Raw genomic sequence first — 18,090 nt, forward strand, 5'->3', positions numbered from 1 at the left:
CTCGATCCGGCCCGACAGAGCTGGCAAGCTCGAGCGATCCCGAGATCGAGCTACCGCCATTCTGTATCCGTTTTCGACAAGAGTTGGGCGGATCCGATCCACGAGCTGGTGAACCTCAAAGCCAACTTCACGGTGAACGCCTGACGTCTCGCAAGAAAAATCACAAATGACGCAAGTCGATGGCTTTCAGACCCTCCGCATTGCCGCACCGCGCCAGTTTCGCACCAGAAACGACCTCACTGGTCCGCAACAAACGCTAGCCACATCAGATTAGATCAAGAATTGATCCTGCAACCAGCGTACGCCGGCGGCATTTTCGAAGGTTACGACAGGACCATCCGTAATGACGCGCCTGGGGAGGTTGATCCCCGGCTTGTTCCCCGCGGTGACCGCAGCGATACCGGCGAGGATGGCTCCGCCATGAATGAGACAGGACGGATTGCGCACGGTGGCAAACATGCGTCCTTCAAAGACGGCATCGAGGGCAGGCGGCATGGCGTCGATGCCGCCGATGAGGATGCTGGTGCGGCCGCGCGCCTTCATCACGTCGTAGGCCGCGAGCGCCATGTCGTCGCTGTGAAAGAAGGCCGCGTCAATTCGCGCGTGCTTGGCGAGGAGCGCTTCCCATAGCCGTGTCACCTTTGCGAGGTCCCAGTCGGCCGCCTGGGTGTCGAGCACCTCGATGCCGGGAAACTGTTTCACCACGGACTCAAAACCCCTGGCGCGTTCCTGCGCGGCGCTGTGGTCGAGCGGCCCCTGGGTCATGATGATCTTGCCCTGACCGTCGAGCTTGGCGACCAGCGCGCGGGTCACAGCCCGGCCCATGGTCTCGTTGTCGGCTCCCAGGTGACTGTAGATGCTGAGCTCGCTGGCGGGCGCGATCACGGTTTCCATCTCGATCACGGGGATGCTGGCGTCGATCATTTTCTGCACCGGCTCCATCAGCGTGCCGGTGCCAAGGGCCTGAATGGCAACGAAGTCCCATTTCTGCGACGCCATTCTGTCGATCGCCGCGCGTTGCTTGTTGGCGTCGAGCTCGCCATCGAACCAGGTCACATCGACGTTGCGCAGTTTGCCCCAATACTCAGCGGCGGCCTTGCCCTGAGCGCACCATGTCGATTGCAGTCCGCCATTGGAGAACGCAGCTTTCAGCGGCTTGTCCAGGCGAACAGCAGCCGCTTGTGCTCGCGCCTCGCCGAAAGCCAGGGCGCCAAACGTTGCTGTCGCTCCTCCAGCGGACACTCCAGCCAGAAAGTCACGCCTGCTGCTGTTCAACGTGTCGGTCATCCCTGCCTCCTGGGTCAACTCGTCCAGCGTCGATATCGCGCGGAAGTCTGGCAGTACAGGAATCGCGTTGCAAGCTGATCATATTAAATCAACTTGTAACTTGTCGGCCTGCTGCAGGCTGCCCAACGTCGGGAGTCCGCCAGAGTTCCGCATCATGTCATGAAACCCGAGAGTGAAACTTCGGCTGCTATCCTAGGATGTGCTATCGTAGTAGCATTACCGACGAGCTCGATCGGCGAACCCCACGCGTCGAGTCGGGATAGCGCTGCGGCCAGAGAGCTGCGCTCTCCGGCTGCAATCGGGAAAGTAGGGCCATCGCCTGACCTGCCCGAAGCAAACCTCGTTCTCGAGCGGGAGGTGCACCGTACCCCGACGACATCGCAAGCGGTTGTCAGAATGACGGGAGACGAAGGTGGACAGCCTAGCAAAGAGCCAGGACTACAAAGGAATCGCGACGCCGATTGCCCGCGACCGTCGGGCGACACCGCAGATCGGCAGCGACGTCGGCTACCTGAGAGTGACGCGCGGTGTCCGGAATCTTCTCATCGCCGTCATCGCACTGGTGGTACTCCTCGTTCTCCTGTCGCTATTCGTGAAGATCGAGGAAGTCGCCCGGGCTCGCGGTGAATTCATTCCGGCAGCGCGCGTCCAGAATATCCAGACCGCCGAGGGCGGCCTGCTCGAGGCAATCCTCGTGCGCAATGACGATCGCGTTGCAAAGGATCAGGTCCTCGCCAAGTTCCGCGCCACCGACCTGTTACGAGATATCGATCTGACCGATGTGCGCATCGGCCGGCTCCAGATCGAGGCCGAGCGGCTCGACGCCTTTGCCAACGGACGGGACCCCGACCTGGAAAAGTACCGAGCCCAGCATCCGCAGATGGTCGATGAAGCCCTCGCGCTTCACAAGCAGCAGGTGCTGCGGTTGCAACGTGACCTCGAACAGAAGGATCATACCATCAGCGAGGTAAAGACCGCGATTGCATCCGCGGAACAAAAGATCCCGGCGGCGAGAGCGAGCCTCAAGTCCACCCAGGAACTGCTCGAGCGCACGCGCGAAGGCGTGCGCCTCGAGGTGATCGCGCGCAATCGCCTGGCCGGGGTCGAGGAACAGGCGGCACAATCCGAGCGGACCTATGTCGAGCTCGTATCGTCGCTCGACGAGCTCAAGTCACGCATCAGGAGCATCGAGGCCGAGCAGGCCTCGATGACGGCCAAGGCGGCGAGCGATGCGCGCAATGAGCGCGCCGACCGCATTGCGCAGTTGAACGAGGCCAATGTCACGCTCGCAGCGCTCCGCACCCGCTCGCAAGGCATCGAGGTTACGGCACCTGTCAACGGCATCGTGCACAAGGTGTCGGAGACGCCGGTCGGAACGGTGATACCGGCCGGCGGAACGGTATGCGAGATCGTGCCGACCGATGGCGGGGTGCTGATGCAGTCACGGGTCACGCCGCGCGATATCGGTTTCGTGCATGTCGGTCAGAAGGCGCTCGTGAAAGCCGACGCTTTCGAATACGGCCGCTTTGGCGCGATCGGGGGCAAGGTGGCCCGCATCTCGCCCTCGAGCGAGAAGACGCCACAAGGGCAGGAACCGTTTTTCGTGGCAGAGATAGAACTCGACCGCGATCATGTCGGCGTTGACCGGGCCCATGTCGTGACTCCGGGGATGACCGGCGAGGTGAGCATCCTCACCGGCGACAAGACGATCTTCCAGTATCTGCTGAAGCCAATCTACGTCACTTTGGATTCGGCCCTGCGCGAACGGTGAAGGAGCGTAGGATGGCAAAGTCAGGCCAGCCCAGGGACAAGACAAGGTCTGCCGCCCCCTCCAGTCGCAAATCCGGCACGGAGTCGGACAGCAAGCTGAGCAAGGCCATCGACAGGCCCATCGGTGCACCCGACAAAGCGCGCGAGGAAGCGCCGATCGGTTGGGACTTCGGCCCGGATGGCCACCAGCCGCCGATCATCCCCGTCCCCGATGAAGGCGCGCCGGCGGACGCGGCTCCTCCTTCTGGGACAGACCAGTCGAGCGCCCGTCAAGGCGACGAAAATCTGCCGGACGGGACCGGCGGTGCTGCACCTGTTGCGTCCGATGCCGGCTCGGCAGCCATAGCCGGCGTCGATGACGTTGCGGGAGAGGACGGCCGCATCTCAGGGCCGGCGCTGCATGCCCGGGGGAGCGGTTCGCTCGATGCCGCAGCGCCCGTGCTGCGGCCAGTCGATCCTGGCGGCGATTCACGGCCGGCGCCCGCACCACCGGCAGGTGGCGGCGGCGGGGGCTCCAGCGGTGATGATCGTGGCCAGCCGGAGGAAAGCTACCCGGGTCAGCAGGAGGACGACACTCCCGGCACCGTTAGCCCGAACGCGCCGCCCATCGTCAGCGGCGGGCACGAGAGCGAGGTTACTGAAGACACGATTCTCACCTCCAGCGGCCAGCTCATCGCGACCGATGAGGCGCCAGGTTCCATCAGCTGGAGCGTGCAAGGCGGCACCGGCGCCTATGGCAGTCTGACCATCGATGCGGACGGACGCTGGACCTATACCATGGACAACGACAGCCCCGCTGTGCAGGGGCTGAAAGCCAGCGACACCGTACAGGAGATCTACACGGTGCGCGTCACGGATAGCGCTGGTGAAGTCGTCGACCAGCAAATCACCATTACGATCAAGGGAACCAACGATCTGCCTGTGATCAGCGGCACCCACACGGGCGAGGTTACTGAAGACACAGCCCTCGAAGCCGGTGGCACGCTGACGACCACCGATGTCGACGTCGGCGACACCGCGACCTGGTCTATGGTCGGCGATAGCGACGGCACCTATGGCGTGCTCACCCTCAATCCCGACGGCTCCTGGTCCTACGCGCTGGACAACGATGCGGCGCAGGGTCTGAAGGCCGGCGAGACCGTGCAGGAGATCTTCACGATCAAGGCAACGGATTCCGCCGGCGCCGAGGTCACGCAACAGGTGACGGTGACGGTCACCGGCACCAACGATGTCCCGGTCATTTCCGGCACCGCCACCGGCGCGGTGGACGAGGATGGCAGCCTGACCGCGCAGGGCGTGCTCACGACCAGTGACGCCGATGTCGGCGACACCGCGAGCTGGAGCGTGGTCGGCAGCGATGCGGGCAAGTACGGCGAGCTGACCCTCAATCCGGATGGCTCCTGGTCCTATGCGCTCGACAACGATGCGGCACAGGGTCTGAAGGCCGGCGAGACCGTGCAGGAAATCTTCACGGTCAAGGCGACGGACTCTGAAGGCGCTTCGGTCACGCAACAGGTGACGGTGACGGTCGCCGGCACCAACGATGTCCCGGTGATCTCCGGTACGGCCACCGGCACGGTCGCCGAGGACGGCACCTTGACGGCGCAGGGTGCGCTGACGGCGGGCGACGCCGATGTCGGCGATACCGCGACGTGGTCCGTGGTCGGCGACAGCGACAGTACCTATGGCGCACTGACGCTCAATTCCGATGGCTCCTGGTCCTATGTGCTCGACAACGATGCGGCACAGGGTTTGAAGGCCGGCGAGACCGTGCAGGAAATCTTCACGGTCAAGGCGACGGACTCTGAAGGCGCTGCGGTTACGCAACAGGTGACGGTGACGGTGACCGGCACCAACGATGTGCCGGTGATCTCCGGTACGGCCACCGGCGCGGTCGGCGAAGATGGCGCGCTGACGGCGCAGGGTGCGCTCACGACCAGTGACGCCGATATCGGCGACACCGCGACTTGGTCCGTGGTCGGCAACGACGCGGGCCAATACGGCGAGCTGACGCTCAATGCCGATGGCTCGTGGTCGTACGCGCTCGACAACGATGCCGCGCAGGGCTTGAAGGCCGGCGAGACCGTGCAGGAGATCTTCGCGGTCAAGGCGACGGATTCCGCCGGCGCCGAGGTCACGCAGCAGATCACCGTCACGGTCACCGGCACCAACGACGTCCCGGTGATCTCAGGGACCACCACCGGCGCAGTCGCCGAGGACCGCACGCTGACGGCACAGGGCGCGCTGACGACCACTGATATCGATGTCGGCGATACTGCAACCTGGAGCGTGGTCGGCAACGACACCGGCCAGTACGGCGAGTTGACACTCAACACCGATGGCTCGTGGTCCTATGCGCTCGACAACGATGCAGCGCAGGGCCTGAAGGCCGGCGAGACCGTGCAGGAAATCTTCACCGTCAAGGCGATGGACTCGGCTGGCGCCTCGGTCACTCAGCAGGTGACCGTCACGGTCACCGGCACCAACGACGTCCCCGTGATCTCCGGCACGGAGACGGGCTTAGTGGCCGAAGATGGCACGCTGACGGCGCAAGGATCGCTGACTTCCTCGGATGCGGACATCGGCGACAGGGCGACGTGGTCGCTGGTCGGCGACGACACGGGCCAGTACGGCTCGCTGACGCTCAACCCCGATGGCAGCTGGTCCTACGCGCTCGACAATGACGCGGCCAATGTGCAGGGGCTTGCGAACGGCGACACTGCGCAAGACATCTTCACCGTCGGGGTGACCGACTCGTCTGGGGCGACTGTGACGCAGCAGGTGACGATCACGGTCACCGGCACCAACGACGCACCGTTGATTTCGGGGACAGGGACAGGGACGGTCGAAGAGGACGGCGACAGAACCGCCAAGGGGGTCCTTACCGCCACGGACAACGAGGGCGGACGCCTCACCTGGCAACTCGTCGGTGACGGCGACAGCCAGTACGGCAGCCTCAGCCTCGACTCCCGCGGCAATGACGCTGGTTGGCATTATGGGCTCGATAACAAGGCCGCCCAGGGCCTGAGGGAAGGCGAGACCGTCCAAGAGATATTTACGGTGCGGGTAACCGACGCTTCCGGCGCCAGCACCGACCACACGGTGACGGTTACAATCGTAGGCACCAACGACGTGCCCGTGATCTCCGGCACCACCACCGGTGCGGTGAGAGAGGACGGCACGCTGACCGCGCAGGGGACGCTCACCTCCTCCGATGCCGACATCGGCGATACGGCGACGTGGTCGCTGGTCAGCGACGATACGGGCCACTATGGCGAGCTGACGCTCAATGCCGATGGCTCCTGGTCTTACGCGCTGGACAATGATGCGGCGCAGGGGTTGAAGGCCGGTCAGAGCGCGCAAGAGATCTTCACGGTCAAGGCGACGGACTCCGCCGGCGCCGAGGTCACGCAACAGGTCACGGTGACGGTGACCGGCACCAACGATGTGCCGGTGATCTCGGGTACCACTACCGGCGCAGTCGGCGAGGACGGCCCGCTGACGGCACAGGGCGCGCTAACGGCGAGTGACGCCGATGTCGGCGATACCGCGACATGGTCGGTAGTCGGCGATAGCGACAGTACCTATGGTGCACTGACGCTCAATCCCGACGGCAGCTGGTCCTACGCGCTGGACAACGATGCGGCACAAGGCCTGAAGGCCGGCGAGACCGTGCAGGAGATCTTCACGGTCAAGGCCACCGACTCCGCCGGCGCCGAAGTTACCCAACAGGTCACCATCACGGTGACCGGCACCAACGATGTGCCGGTGATCTCGGGTACCACCACCGGCGCAGTCGGCGAGGACGGCACGCTGACGGCACAAGGCGCGCTGACGACCACTGACGCCGATGTCGGCGATACCGCGACCTGGAGCGTGGTCGGTAACGACACCGGCCAGTACGGCGATTTGACACTCAACACCGATGGCTCGTGGTCCTATGCGCTCGACAATGATGCGGCGCAGGGGCTGAAGGCCGGCGAGACCGTGCAGGAGATCTTCACCGTCAAGGCGACGGACTCAGAAGGTGCTTCGGTCACTCAGCAGGTGACGGTGACAGTCACCGGCACCAACGACGTGCCCGTGATCTCCGGCTCCGCCACCAGCGCGGTCGCCGAGGACGGTACGCTGACGGCGCAGGGTGCGCTCACAACCACTGACGCCGATGTCGGCGATACCGCGACCTGGAGCGTGGTCGGCAACGACACCGGCCAGTACGGCGAGCTGACGCTCAACACCGATGGCTCGTGGTCCTATGCGCTCGACAACGATGCAGCGCAAGGTTTGAAGGCCGGCAAGACCGCGCACGAGATCTTTACGGTCAAGGCCACCGACTCCGCCGGCGCCGAGGTTACCCAACAGGTAACGGTGACGGTGACCGGCACCAACGATGTGCCCGTTATCTCCGGCACCGCCACCAGCACGGTCGCCGAGGACGGCACGCTGACGGCCCAGGGCGCGCTGACGGCGAGTGATGCCGACGTCGGCGACACCGTGACCTGGAGCGTGGTGAACGATGGTCGCGGCACTTATGGCGATATCACGGTCGACCAGGATGGTCACTGGAGCTACGTGCTGGACAACGACTCCGCGCAGGGATTGCGAGATGGCCAGAACGCTCAGGAGATCTTCACGGTCAAGGTGACCGACAGCTCGGGCGCGACCAGCGAGCATCAGGTGACGGTGACTGTAGCCGGCACCAACGATGCGCCGGTAATCTCTGGCGCATTCACAGGCGAGACGCAGGAGGACGTGACGCTGGTGACGAGCGGCGATCTCGTCGCGAAGGACGTCGATGTCGGCGACACTGTAACCTGGTCGGTGGATGGATCGGCGACGTCGGACTACGGCTCGCTTACCGTCGACCCCGAGAGCGGCCACTGGGTCTATACCCTGAACAACGATGCCGCACAGTCGCTGCAGCCAGGACAGGTTGTCCACGACAGCTTCACTGTTCAGGCAACGGACCAGTCCGGCGCGACGACAACGCAGGTCGTGACGGTCAACGTGACCGGTACCGCTGACGAGCCTCCTCCTCCGGTTGATGCGGGGGGAGACATCACGCTGGTCAATGTCAACGACTGGTACAATCCGGCCTGGGGCGGCGGCTATAACGCGACTTTCGAGCTTACCCTGACCGACGACATGCTGCAGGGCGGCAGCCTCGAGGCATGGATTCTGCAGGTCGTCGTCAACAATCCGAACGCGGTCATCTCGGGCGGCTGGCTCAACGGCTTCGATGGCACGGTCTCCTTCGACCCCGCCACGGGCAAGTTCAGCAACGTAGGCCAGGGTTATCAGCCCGAGTTGCATGCGGGCGATACCATCCAGTTCACCATCGAGGTGCAGGGCACCGGTTACAACAGGGATGATATCTCGTTCTCGTTCCAGGACGCCGATCTTGCGCCCACAGCAACGGCGAAATTCAGCGCCGTCGTCGCGGCAACAGCGCCGGATATCGATACATCTTCGGATGCCGCGGCATCGGCCGCGAATGCCGCGGCGACCGCAGTCGCACTGGATCACGACGCGTCGCCATCGACGGACAGCACACACGCGACGACAGCGCAAACCAGCGATCAGGCTCCATCCGATCATCTGGCAGATACGACGACAGCCGGCACCAGCGATGCATCCGGGCCTGCCACCCATCCAGCCGACCAGACGGTCGCGGCCACGGATGGACAGGAGGCCACTGCCCCGGCGTCGAGCGATGCAACAGGGACCGCGGCCGCCGCGCAGCCGGCAGCCGAGCCGCCGGCCCCGTCGGACGCGCAGCAGCCAAGCGCTGCGCCTGGAGAGGATATCGCTCATGTGGAGCCGACTGTTGCTGCGAACGCCGGCGATGCGCCTGCGACGGATGCAACTCATACCGACAGCGGCGCCGCAGCAGTCGGCGGTGACCAGCATGATGCGACTGCATCTGCGGATACCAGTTCGCAAGCAGACACGGTTGCGTCGTCAGGCGCGAGCGAGCCTGGCCAGCGGCCGAGCACACAGGATGCTGCTCAGCAGGCGGCGTCACCATCGGATGCCTTGTCATCGGCACCTGATTCCGGCAGACCTGCAGCGAGTGGCGATGCAGCCTCCGCGCCGGCTGCGCATGACAGCGTCAGCGAAGTTGCGCCTCCGGTCGATGCAGGCGGACACATCACGCTGGTGAGCGTCAACGACTGGTACAATCCGAGCTGGGGCGGCGGTTATAACGCGACCTTCCAGCTCACCCTGACGGACGACATGTTGCAGGGCGGCAGCCTCGAGGGATGGAGCCTGCAGATCGGCGTCAACAACCCGAACGCGGCCGTCTCGACTGGCTGGCTTGACGGCTTCAATGGCACGGTCTCCTTCGATCCCACGACAGGCACGTTCAGCAACGCCGGACAGGATTACCAGCCCGAGCTGCATGCAGGCGACACCATCCAGTTCTCCATCCAGGTGCAGAACGCCGGCTTCGACAGGAACGACCTCTCGTTCTCGTTCCAGGACCTCGATCCCGTGCCCGCATCGACGACTGCGAGTACCGGCACAGGCGTCGCAGCAACAGCGCCAGATGCCGGTACATCTTCAGATGCCGCCGATGTGCAAACGGCGTTCGTGCCGGCGGAGGTTGGCGCCGGCGAACAAGTCGCGCACGATTCCCCTCATACAGGCAGTGCTGCAGGCGACGCTCAACCGCAGCCGGCCACCGTTGTGACGGAAGAGGCTGCGGCACATGCCGGTGCCGCTGCTGCTGCAAGCGATGGCCAGGGCGCCGATCAGCGCCAGACGACAGCAGATGCGCAAACCGGCCATGCATCGGTAGCCGATGCGGGTGCGGCCGATCGCGATACTTCGGTCACGAGTGTCGGCGATGAGCATCAGGCGGTGGCCGGAAGCGGTGCCGCGGACGTGACGACACGCGCCGAGTCGGATGTAGGGGCGAGCGCCGATCACGGGGCGCATCACGGTCAGGGCCATGGCCATGAGGACATGGGACTGCATCTTGGTCAGGACCCTGCCAGCCACGACGATCACGGCGACGGAGGACTGTACCTTGGCCAGGATCCTGCCGGCCATGACGACCATGACGACAGGGGACTCCATCTTGGCGAGGACCCGGCGGCCCACGATGACCACGGAGACATCGGACTGCTCATCGGACAGGATCATGACGCGCTGGGCGGCGCAGCGCAGGCGGGCCTAGGTCCTGTCACTCCGGATCAAGCAGCCACGACCCCTTCGACGGCAGGCGCCTATCTGGATTTCGTCGAGTCGCCGAGCATCGATCACGCGTCAATGGCACAAGCGGCCGACCAGCAACCGGCGGCGGGCGCCGCCGATTATCTCCACATGGTCACGGGAGCCGATCAGGGAGCGCACGAACCGCCGCCGCCCGATCATCTCTTTGCCGACGCCCAGATCGACCACAGCCACGACTCCGGGGCCGGCCTTCACGACCCGCACGCGGACGCCGTCCACGATGATGCGAGCCTCGCCGCCGCGGCTACGCCCCCGGAGCCGATGCCCGCGGAGCAGGATCAGGGCCATGGCGGGCACTAGCGTCACGGCCGGCGGTTCGAACCTTCGGGCACGCCAGGCGGTGGAGCATCCTTATTCGGCGCGCGGTCCGGATCGAGCCCGATTTATGAACGACATCGACATCTTGATCGGTGATCTCCAGCGTGTCGACGGGCAGATTGCGGTCGTTGTCATCGATGCTGCTACACCAGACCAGTACGACGAACTCACACGTACCATGGGAACGGCCGCCGCCGATTTGTTCGGCGATGCCATGGCCGCCTCGATCAGCGCGCGCTTGCCGACAAGGGCCCGGCTCTACAGTTTCTCGGCCGCGCGGTTCGGCGTCCTGCAAGTCGACAAGCCCGGCCGCATCGAGGCGTTCCTTGACAGGCTCGCGTACGGCATGCGGGGCTGGGAGCCGATCGGGCCGACTATTCCGGCGGCGACCTCGCTGGTCGGACGGTGCCGGAGCCTTGAAATCCTATCCGACCTCCACCCGGTTTCGTCCGTTTTCCTTTGCCTGGTACAGAGCCTCGTCCGCGCGCTTCATGATCGCGTCCAGATCATTCTCTCCGTCGGCCCGCGTCGCCACACCGATACTGACGGTGAAGGGAATGGCACGACCGATGCTCCAGTCATGCTGGAAATCCCGCTTCTCGAATGTCGTTCTCAGCTTCTCTGCAGTCGCGCGCGCGTGCTCGGCGTCCAACCCCGGCAGCGCCGCCACGAATTCCTCGCCGCCCCATCTGGCGAACACATCCATCTTGCGGCTGGCCGCCATCCCGATCTTGGACAGAACGCGAAGCACCTCGTCGCCCGCGTCGTGGCCATATGTATCGTTGACCTTCTTGAAGTAATCGATGTCGAGCATCAGCACCGCCAGCTGCTCGTCCGATTCCAGAACTTTCTCCATGACCTCGAGGAATTCCCTGCGGTTTGGAAGGCCGGTCAATTCGTCCGTCACGGCCTGCTTCTGAAGCAGGTCCATCAGTCGGACGCGGTCCGTGATATCCCTGATGACGGCCGTGAATTCCAGCAATCCGCCAACGTTGATCTTGGATATCGCGATTTCGACCGGCAGCAGCGTTCCATCACGATGCTGCCCCCAAATCCGATTGCGCTCGTCCATTTGCCGCGAATTGACGGGCGAACGGGAAAACTGGTGGATGTAGGCGGAATGATGTGAGCGAAACTTCTCCGGCAGGAGGTTTACGAGGGGATGGCCGATCACCTCGGATGCGTCATATCCGAACAGATTCTCCGCGGCCCGATTGAACAGGGTAATGTTGTGCTCCTGATCGACCGTTATGATCGCATCGTAGGCGGCATCCACGACGGACCGAAAGCGCGACGTACTCACCTCCAGCTCATGCGTCAGGATCATTTTCGGCGTGATGTCGAGACCCGTGACAAGAATCTCGAGCACGCTGGAATTCCCGCCCGCGTGCCGGAACGGCTTGAGCGAAAGACGCCACCAGCGCGTTCCTCCCTTGAAGTCGTAGGCCTGCTCCAGTTCCTGGGCGATCCCGGTGTTGAAGCACTCCAGAAGCTTCTTGCGGAACTCGTGCCGCGCATAGCTCGGCATCTGCGCGTCGAGCAGCACGGATGAACCGCGGAGCCCGCCACGCCGCCCGCCGGTCATGTCGAAGAAGCCGTCGTTACAGGCGGAGACGATCAGCTCACCTCCTTGACCACGCCCCACAATCGCAACACTGGCCGCGATTCCATCAACGAATTGCTGGAGTGGATTGGACTTGTCCGCCATGTGAACCTCGCTTCCGAGCCCCGAATGAACGTCGCATCCCCGCCATCAACAGAATGGAACTGATGAACTTGAATCGAACTTGATAGAACTTGCGCTGTCGCATCTCAAGAATAGCGCCAACGACCAGAGGAGAGAAGTCGCCTCCAAACAACGGAGGGTTGATCGCCTCTTGGTAAGAGGCGTCACCAGGGATAGAATATTTGCCGGAAATAGCTCCTCCGAACGTGCGTGCGGAAGGATGGTGAGCCATGGCAACCTTCGACGCAGCCAAGCCTCCAGGAGCGGTCTCACTCAGTGTGGCCGCATCGCTCGCAAGCCACACGCTGGCCCTCGCCCTTCCGCTCGCGCTGCTGCAGACCTACGATCGCATCCTGCCGAACCAAGCCTATGGCACGACCTTCGTGCTCGCCGTCGGTGTCACCGTGGCCATTCTGCTGGAGGCCATGCTGCGATATTCCCGTTCAGTGTTGTTCGCCTATGTGGGATCGGCATTCGAGTCGGAAATGACCGTCCGCGTGGTCGATCATGTGATGCACGCCAACAGCAAGGCTCTCCATCAACTCAGTGTCCCGGACCTGTCGGATGCGATGCGCGCCACGGGAGAGGTCCGCGACTTCTGGTCCGGCAATGCCGCCGTGGGTTTGCACGAATTGCCGTTCGCCGTGATCTACATCGCCTTGATCGCGTATCTGGGCTCGTGGCTTGCGTTGATTCCTCTTGCCTTTACAGCCCTCGCACTGCTTGCGGCGCTGGTAGTCATTCGGTCGGCAGCCATTGTCCAGCGCGAAGCCCAGGAAGCGCAGGTGCAGCGCCAGAAGCTTGGCTGGGGAATCTTCCTGGGCCTGCTCGAGGCAAAGGCCATGGCCGCCGAGACGCTGCTGACGCGACGCTATCGCGATGCTGTCGGGCGCGTCATGGATACGGCGGCGCAACTGGAGAACCGGATGGCGCTGATCAGCGAGAATGGCAAGCTGATGGCGCAGCTCTCGACGATTGGCATCGTCACCGCCGGCGCCTTCATGGTGGTCGGCGGAGAATTGACGACAGGCGGCCTCGCTGCATGCACGCTGCTGGCAGGGCGCTCGGTGGGGCCGGCGATGGGCGCCTTCGGCTATCTCAGCCGTCGCAATCAGCGGGGCGAGGCCGAAGGGCGAATAAGCAAAGTCCTGTCGCTGCCGCGGGCGCCGGTATGGACCACCGTTGGTGAGACGCGCCCCTTTACCGGTGGCACCATCGTCTTGTCGGGCCCTGCCTTGCACAGGGTGGGCGGTTCCGTCTCCATCCCGCAGGGCACCTTCGTTCATATCGACGCACCGAATGCTCCGGTCGCCACGATGACGCTCAGAACGGTGATGCGGCTGGAGGACTCGCTCGATCTTTCGATCACCTTTGACGGGTTACCGAACAGCGGCTATGACCCGCAGAGCTTTCGGCAAGGCGTGGCGGAAGCAGGTTCGCGCGGCGAACTGATCCGCGGCACCCTTCTCGAAAATCTCACTCTGTTCAGCCCTAACTTCGAAGCGGCGGCGATCCAGCTTTCGGAGCTGCTTGGCCTGAGTACGTTCGTCGATGGCTTGCGCCAGGGCTTCATGACGCCGGTCGGCCCCGGTGAAGTGGAGATCATAAGTCCCGGCATCGCCGCCCGCATCGGCCTGATCCGGGCACTGGTGCGACAGCCGCTCGTCCTGTGCCTCGACAATGCCGACGGGTCGCTCGATCTCGACGGCGTGGCGAGACTCCGTGAAATTCTGAAAGGGATGGAGGGCCATACGACGGTGTTCCTCGTATCGAGCAGGCCTGCCCTTACCGAGCTCGCGGATATGAAAATACGCGTCGATCGCAGAAAGACATCGACATGACGGACGCATCCATTCCCTCTGCCTTGCCGAGCGCCCCAAGTGCCCCCTCAAGTGCCCCCCCAAGTGCGACGGCCGGGGCGCCGAAGAGGCCGCCAACGTGGACCGAGACGGTGTGGCTGGAGCGCCTGGAAGCAGCCGTCGGACCCGATCGGCGCGCGGCGTCAGCGGTTGCGGATGCCTTGCCCGCGATGCTTGTGGCGCTCAGCTGGCTCGGCACGGCGCGAAGCTTGGCGGCCTTGCTGCCTGCTGCCGACGTGCCGATGACGCTGGATCATCTCGAGCAGATTCTTCCCGTCATCGGGTTCCGCACCCATCGCTTGCCGGCGACGGGTACGCCGTCGGACACCAACAAGCTGCCCGCCGGCAGTCTCGTCCAGACACGCGCCGGAGATGTCGGAGTCTATCTCGGCCGGCCCGACGGCGAGGATCTCTGGCTCGCCAGGGACAGCTACTGCCGCCTTGCGCTTGGCAAAGATGACACGATCCTCGCAGTCGAGACTGACATCGACTTCCACCCGGTCAATGAGGCCCGGCCAAACTGGTTTCGCGGTCTCTTCGAACAGATACGCGATGAGCTTTTCAAGCTCTTCGCGATGAGTTTCGTCATCAACCTGCTGGCACTGTCCGTGTCGCTGTACACCATGCTGGTCTACAGCATCGTGATCCCCTCGGGCGCGACGTCTGCGATTTGGGGCGTGATGCTGGTGGCAAGCGTCGCCGCGATAGGCGGCTGGGGGCTCAGCATTGGCCGTCAGGTCGTCAGTTCATGGATGGGAGCATGGGTGGGTACGCGCATCGGGGCCGTGACCATGCGCAAGATGCTGGCGCTTCCCGCCGAAATGACGACGCGGCTCGGCGTCCAGAACAACATGGTTCGCATGCGCGGCTTCGAGAACGCGCGCTCCTTCCTGAGCGGCGCCGGCGGCCTCAATCTGATCGATTACCCGTTCCTCGTGATCTTTCTGGTGGTGGTGGCCCTGCTGGGCGGTTGGCTTGTCTTTGTGCCGATCGTTGCTCTCTTCGCCTACACCGCGCTGGCCTTGCCGATGTCCGACTACGTGTCAAGCAAATCGACTGCGGCGGGCGTTGCTTCGGGTCGTCTCGAGGAGCATGCGGTGTCCGCCTTTCATGGCATGAACGCTTTCCATCAGGCTGGCGCGGACAGCCAGTGGCTTAGCCGGCTTGCTCAATTCGCGCGGGAATCGGCGGTACGTAACCGTGACTACGCGATTGCTGTCGCCCGCGCCCAGGCGATTGGACAGATGTTGAGCTCGCTGACGGTGCTGGCGACGTTGTGCGTCGGCATTGTTCTGGTCCTCGGCGGCACGATGCATGCTGGCGGATTGGTGGCGACCATGATGCTGATCTGGCGGATCACGACGCCCGCGCAGCAGGCGTTCAGCTCCGTGGTCCGTCTTCGCCAGGTGCAGAGGTCCGTGCAGCAAATCGACCGGCTGATGGCGACACCAGCGGAAAGCTCGGGCTCCGAATTCACCAGTCCGGTGGGCCTCGCCAATGTCATGCTCACCGCCGACCGCATCTATTATCGACCGGACGCCGACTACGATGCCGCGCTGAACGGCGTATCCTTCAATGTGCGGGCCGGAGAGCGGACCGCCATTGTCGGCCCCAGCGCCGGCGGAAAGACGGTGCTGCTGGAGTGCCTGGCCGATTTGCGACGTCCTCACTCCGGCCGCGTTCTGATCGGTGGACGGGACATCCGGCAGTTCGACACCACGGAGTATCGCGCCTGGATAGGCTATGTGCCGCAATTTGTCCCGGCATTGCCCCTGACCGTCCGCGACTATTTTCGCCTGCGCGCGCCGACACTGACCGATGAGGAGGCCTTTGCCGCGCTCGATCGGGTGATCGGCGCCGACTGGCGGGAACTTCCACTGTTCGGTCGCAGCGCCGACAAAGTCCTGGATCGAGAGCTAAACCCGTTCTCCGACGACATGGCCGAACTGCAGTTCCGCTACCTCATGGCCTTTGTCGCGGCGACACTGAACCAGCCGGCAGTTCTGCTACTCGACGGCGATGGCATCGCCGGCACCCCAGAGTGGGACACGCGCATCCTGCGTTATCTCGATTCCATTCGCGGCAAGACAACGGTCATTTGGGCCCCTCATATCGCGGCCCATATCCAGGCCTGTCAACAGATCGTCGTTCTAGAGCGCGGCAGTGTGGTGCGCGCCGGCCCGACGGCGCAGCCTCCCGCACCGGCGGAACGGACGACGGTGAGCGGATGATAAAGTACGCTCGATTTGGTAGCGGCGAGCGACTCGCCCCCGACTCTCGTGTTGTCATGCTTTGCGATCAGCCGCGGGACGACCTGTAGATCGTGAGTTGTTCAAATGCGACTATCAAGTCGCAGTAAATCACAGACCGGCGTAGTACTTCGTGGAAAAAAGTAGCCGCGACTTCAAACTGAAAAGGCCCGTTCTGATCCGCAACTGCTGCGAGCGATTGATAAGGCTTGGTGGGCGCACCAAGAGCTCGAACCTGGGACCCGCTGATTAAGATGCAGCAGTGCAAGGGCATCCATCTAGTCTTGATCCCAGTTTCCTTAGCAGCGCACCAGTTTCGCACCCGAAACGACGTAATCGAAACACAACAAAAGCGGCCCGACTATCCGCGGTCCGTTCGGCGGCTGTGAATGCGGTTGCTTTTTGGTTGGACACAGCGTTCTCCCAACAGGACAAATCCCGGCTTGCGGTCGGACGCGACCCGCTGCAGCGATCATCGCACCTTGCCTTGGCCAGTGATGGGCGCGATACTACCAGTTCAAGTGAACTTGAGGTCAAGCATGAAATTGATTGATATCGCCGAAGTTGCGCGGAGGTCCGGCGTTCCTGCTTCGACTTTGCGGTTCTATGACGAGAAGGGGCTGATCCAATCAGTCGGACGGCAAGGGATTCGCCGGTTGTTCGACCTCGGTGTGCTTGAGAGGCTGTCTCTAATCGCGCTTGGAAGGAACGCAGGTTTCTCGCTCGAAGAGATTGGCAACATGTTCGGTCCGGACGGCCGCCCTCGGATCGATCGCACGAAACTGGCTGCCAAAGCGAGTGAACGCGATCGAACAATCCGGAAGCTCATCGCCCTCCGGGACGGGCTGCTCCATGCGGCTGAGTGCCCGGCCCGAAGCCACATGGAATGTTCGACCTTCCAGCGAATGCTCCGCATCGCGAGTGCCGACCAGGCTCGGAGGCGTCGTGATCATATGCACTCGCCAAGGCGCCGTACGGCTACGCCTCCGGGCCGGAAAACCCACGGGGCGTAGCGCACGATCGTGACCGCCCGTGCTTCCGACGCGGCGAGCGAGTTCACCAACTGAAAGCGTCGCAGCAATGTCCTGATCAAGAATTTTCGCGCCTCATGGATCTGGTCGTAATGTGACGGCAGGATCGTCCGATGGCTCATCCACCCTTGAGGTGAACGGCGAGCTCAACAATAGCTGACAATGCGAGGCTTTCGCTGGCGCTGGAGAGAGCGCCATTGACGTCTTACGACGAGGAGCACCTCATGACGTATCTGCGCTTGCTCGACGCAGATGCAAAAGGTGCGGACTGGTGCGAAATCGCACGAGTGGTGCTGCATCTTGATCCAGAACATGAACCTGATCGGGCACGGCAGGCGCTCGAGAGCCATTTGTCGCGCGCCAAATGGATGACGGAGTACGGTTATTATCACTTGCTACGTGGTGGCGCGTCGACTTAAGGCGACGCTGCCAAATACGCCAGGGCACCATATAGGACGAGCATGAGGCACCCCCCCAGAAGCCTCGCTTGGCATGCGCAATTGCACCTTTAAGATATGCCCGCCTATCCTGAGAATGTCCGCTGGCCGGGTAGACCGGAAGTCGCCGTGTGCGACCAAACCGACGCGATTGCCCGAAGCGAACGTGCACAG

Annotated in this window: 8 protein-coding genes; 6 read left to right on the forward strand and 2 right to left on the reverse strand. The window is 63.4% G+C overall.

Annotated features, from left to right (window positions below; genetic code table 11):
- Positions 1 to 270: 270 nt before the first annotated feature.
- Complete coding sequence (locus tag V1286_RS27155; RefSeq protein ID WP_334484805.1) at positions 271 to 1,287, reverse strand: sugar ABC transporter substrate-binding protein; 1,017 nt, start codon at positions 1,285 to 1,287, stop codon at positions 271 to 273.
- A gap of 412 nt (positions 1,288 to 1,699) precedes the next feature.
- On the opposite strand from V1286_RS27155, the gene V1286_RS27160 reads away from it, so the two are divergent.
- On the forward strand, positions 1,700 to 3,058 hold the full coding sequence (locus tag V1286_RS27160) for an HlyD family type I secretion periplasmic adaptor subunit (protein WP_334484807.1): 1,359 nt from the start codon (positions 1,700 to 1,702) through the stop codon (positions 3,056 to 3,058).
- Positions 3,059 to 3,069: 11 nt separating this feature from the next.
- On the forward strand, positions 3,070 to 10,596 hold the full coding sequence (locus V1286_RS27165) for a VCBS domain-containing protein (RefSeq protein WP_334484809.1): 7,527 nt from the start codon (positions 3,070 to 3,072) through the stop codon (positions 10,594 to 10,596).
- A gap of 442 nt (positions 10,597 to 11,038) precedes the next feature.
- Here V1286_RS27165 and V1286_RS27170 read toward each other — a convergent pair whose 3' ends face one another.
- Positions 11,039 to 12,322, reverse strand: coding sequence for a sensor domain-containing diguanylate cyclase (locus V1286_RS27170; protein WP_334484811.1), 1,284 nt, complete (start codon positions 12,320 to 12,322; stop codon positions 11,039 to 11,041).
- A gap of 248 nt (positions 12,323 to 12,570) precedes the next feature.
- Between V1286_RS27170 and V1286_RS27175 the strand changes: the two genes are divergently transcribed.
- The 4 genes from V1286_RS27175 (at position 12,571) to V1286_RS27190 (ending at position 17,898) form a co-directional block, all read left to right on the forward strand.
- Positions 12,571 to 14,181 (forward strand): ABC transporter transmembrane domain-containing protein, encoded by a 1,611-nt coding sequence (locus V1286_RS27175; protein ID WP_334484813.1) that lies wholly within the window; start codon positions 12,571 to 12,573, stop codon positions 14,179 to 14,181.
- Between the two features lie 110 nt (positions 14,182 to 14,291).
- Entirely contained in the window at positions 14,292 to 16,430 is a 2,139-nt protein-coding gene (locus V1286_RS27180; protein ID WP_334484815.1) for an ATP-binding cassette domain-containing protein, read from the forward strand.
- Positions 16,431 to 16,987: 557 nt separating this feature from the next.
- On the forward strand, positions 16,988 to 17,461 hold the full coding sequence (locus V1286_RS27185) for a helix-turn-helix domain-containing protein (RefSeq protein ID WP_334484817.1): 474 nt from the start codon (positions 16,988 to 16,990) through the stop codon (positions 17,459 to 17,461).
- 170 nt (positions 17,462 to 17,631) lie between these two features.
- On the forward strand, positions 17,632 to 17,898 hold the full coding sequence (locus V1286_RS27190; RefSeq protein WP_334489937.1) for a DNA -binding domain-containing protein: 267 nt from the start codon (positions 17,632 to 17,634) through the stop codon (positions 17,896 to 17,898).
- Positions 17,899 to 18,090 lie beyond the last annotated feature (192 nt).

The sequence above is a fragment of the Bradyrhizobium algeriense genome (assembly GCF_036924595.1).
In the GTDB taxonomy this organism is placed as follows: domain Bacteria; phylum Pseudomonadota; class Alphaproteobacteria; order Rhizobiales; family Xanthobacteraceae; genus Bradyrhizobium; species Bradyrhizobium algeriense.

Bases quoted from the DNA above. Each gene is read 5' to 3' on its own strand.
- V1286_RS27155 (WP_334484805.1), bottom strand. From the start codon at position 1,287: ATGACCGACACGTTGAACAGCAGCAGGCGTGACTTTCTGGCTGGAGTG.
- V1286_RS27165 (WP_334484809.1), top strand. From the start codon at position 3,070: ATGGCAAAGTCAGGCCAGCCCAGGGACAAGACAAGGTCTGCCGCCCCC.
- V1286_RS27170 (WP_334484811.1), bottom strand. From the start codon at position 12,322: ATGGCGGACAAGTCCAATCCACTCCAGCAATTCGTTGATGGAATCGCG.
- V1286_RS27175 (WP_334484813.1), top strand. From the start codon at position 12,571: ATGGCAACCTTCGACGCAGCCAAGCCTCCAGGAGCGGTCTCACTCAGT.
- V1286_RS27185 (WP_334484817.1), top strand. From the start codon at position 16,988: ATGAAATTGATTGATATCGCCGAAGTTGCGCGGAGGTCCGGCGTTCCT.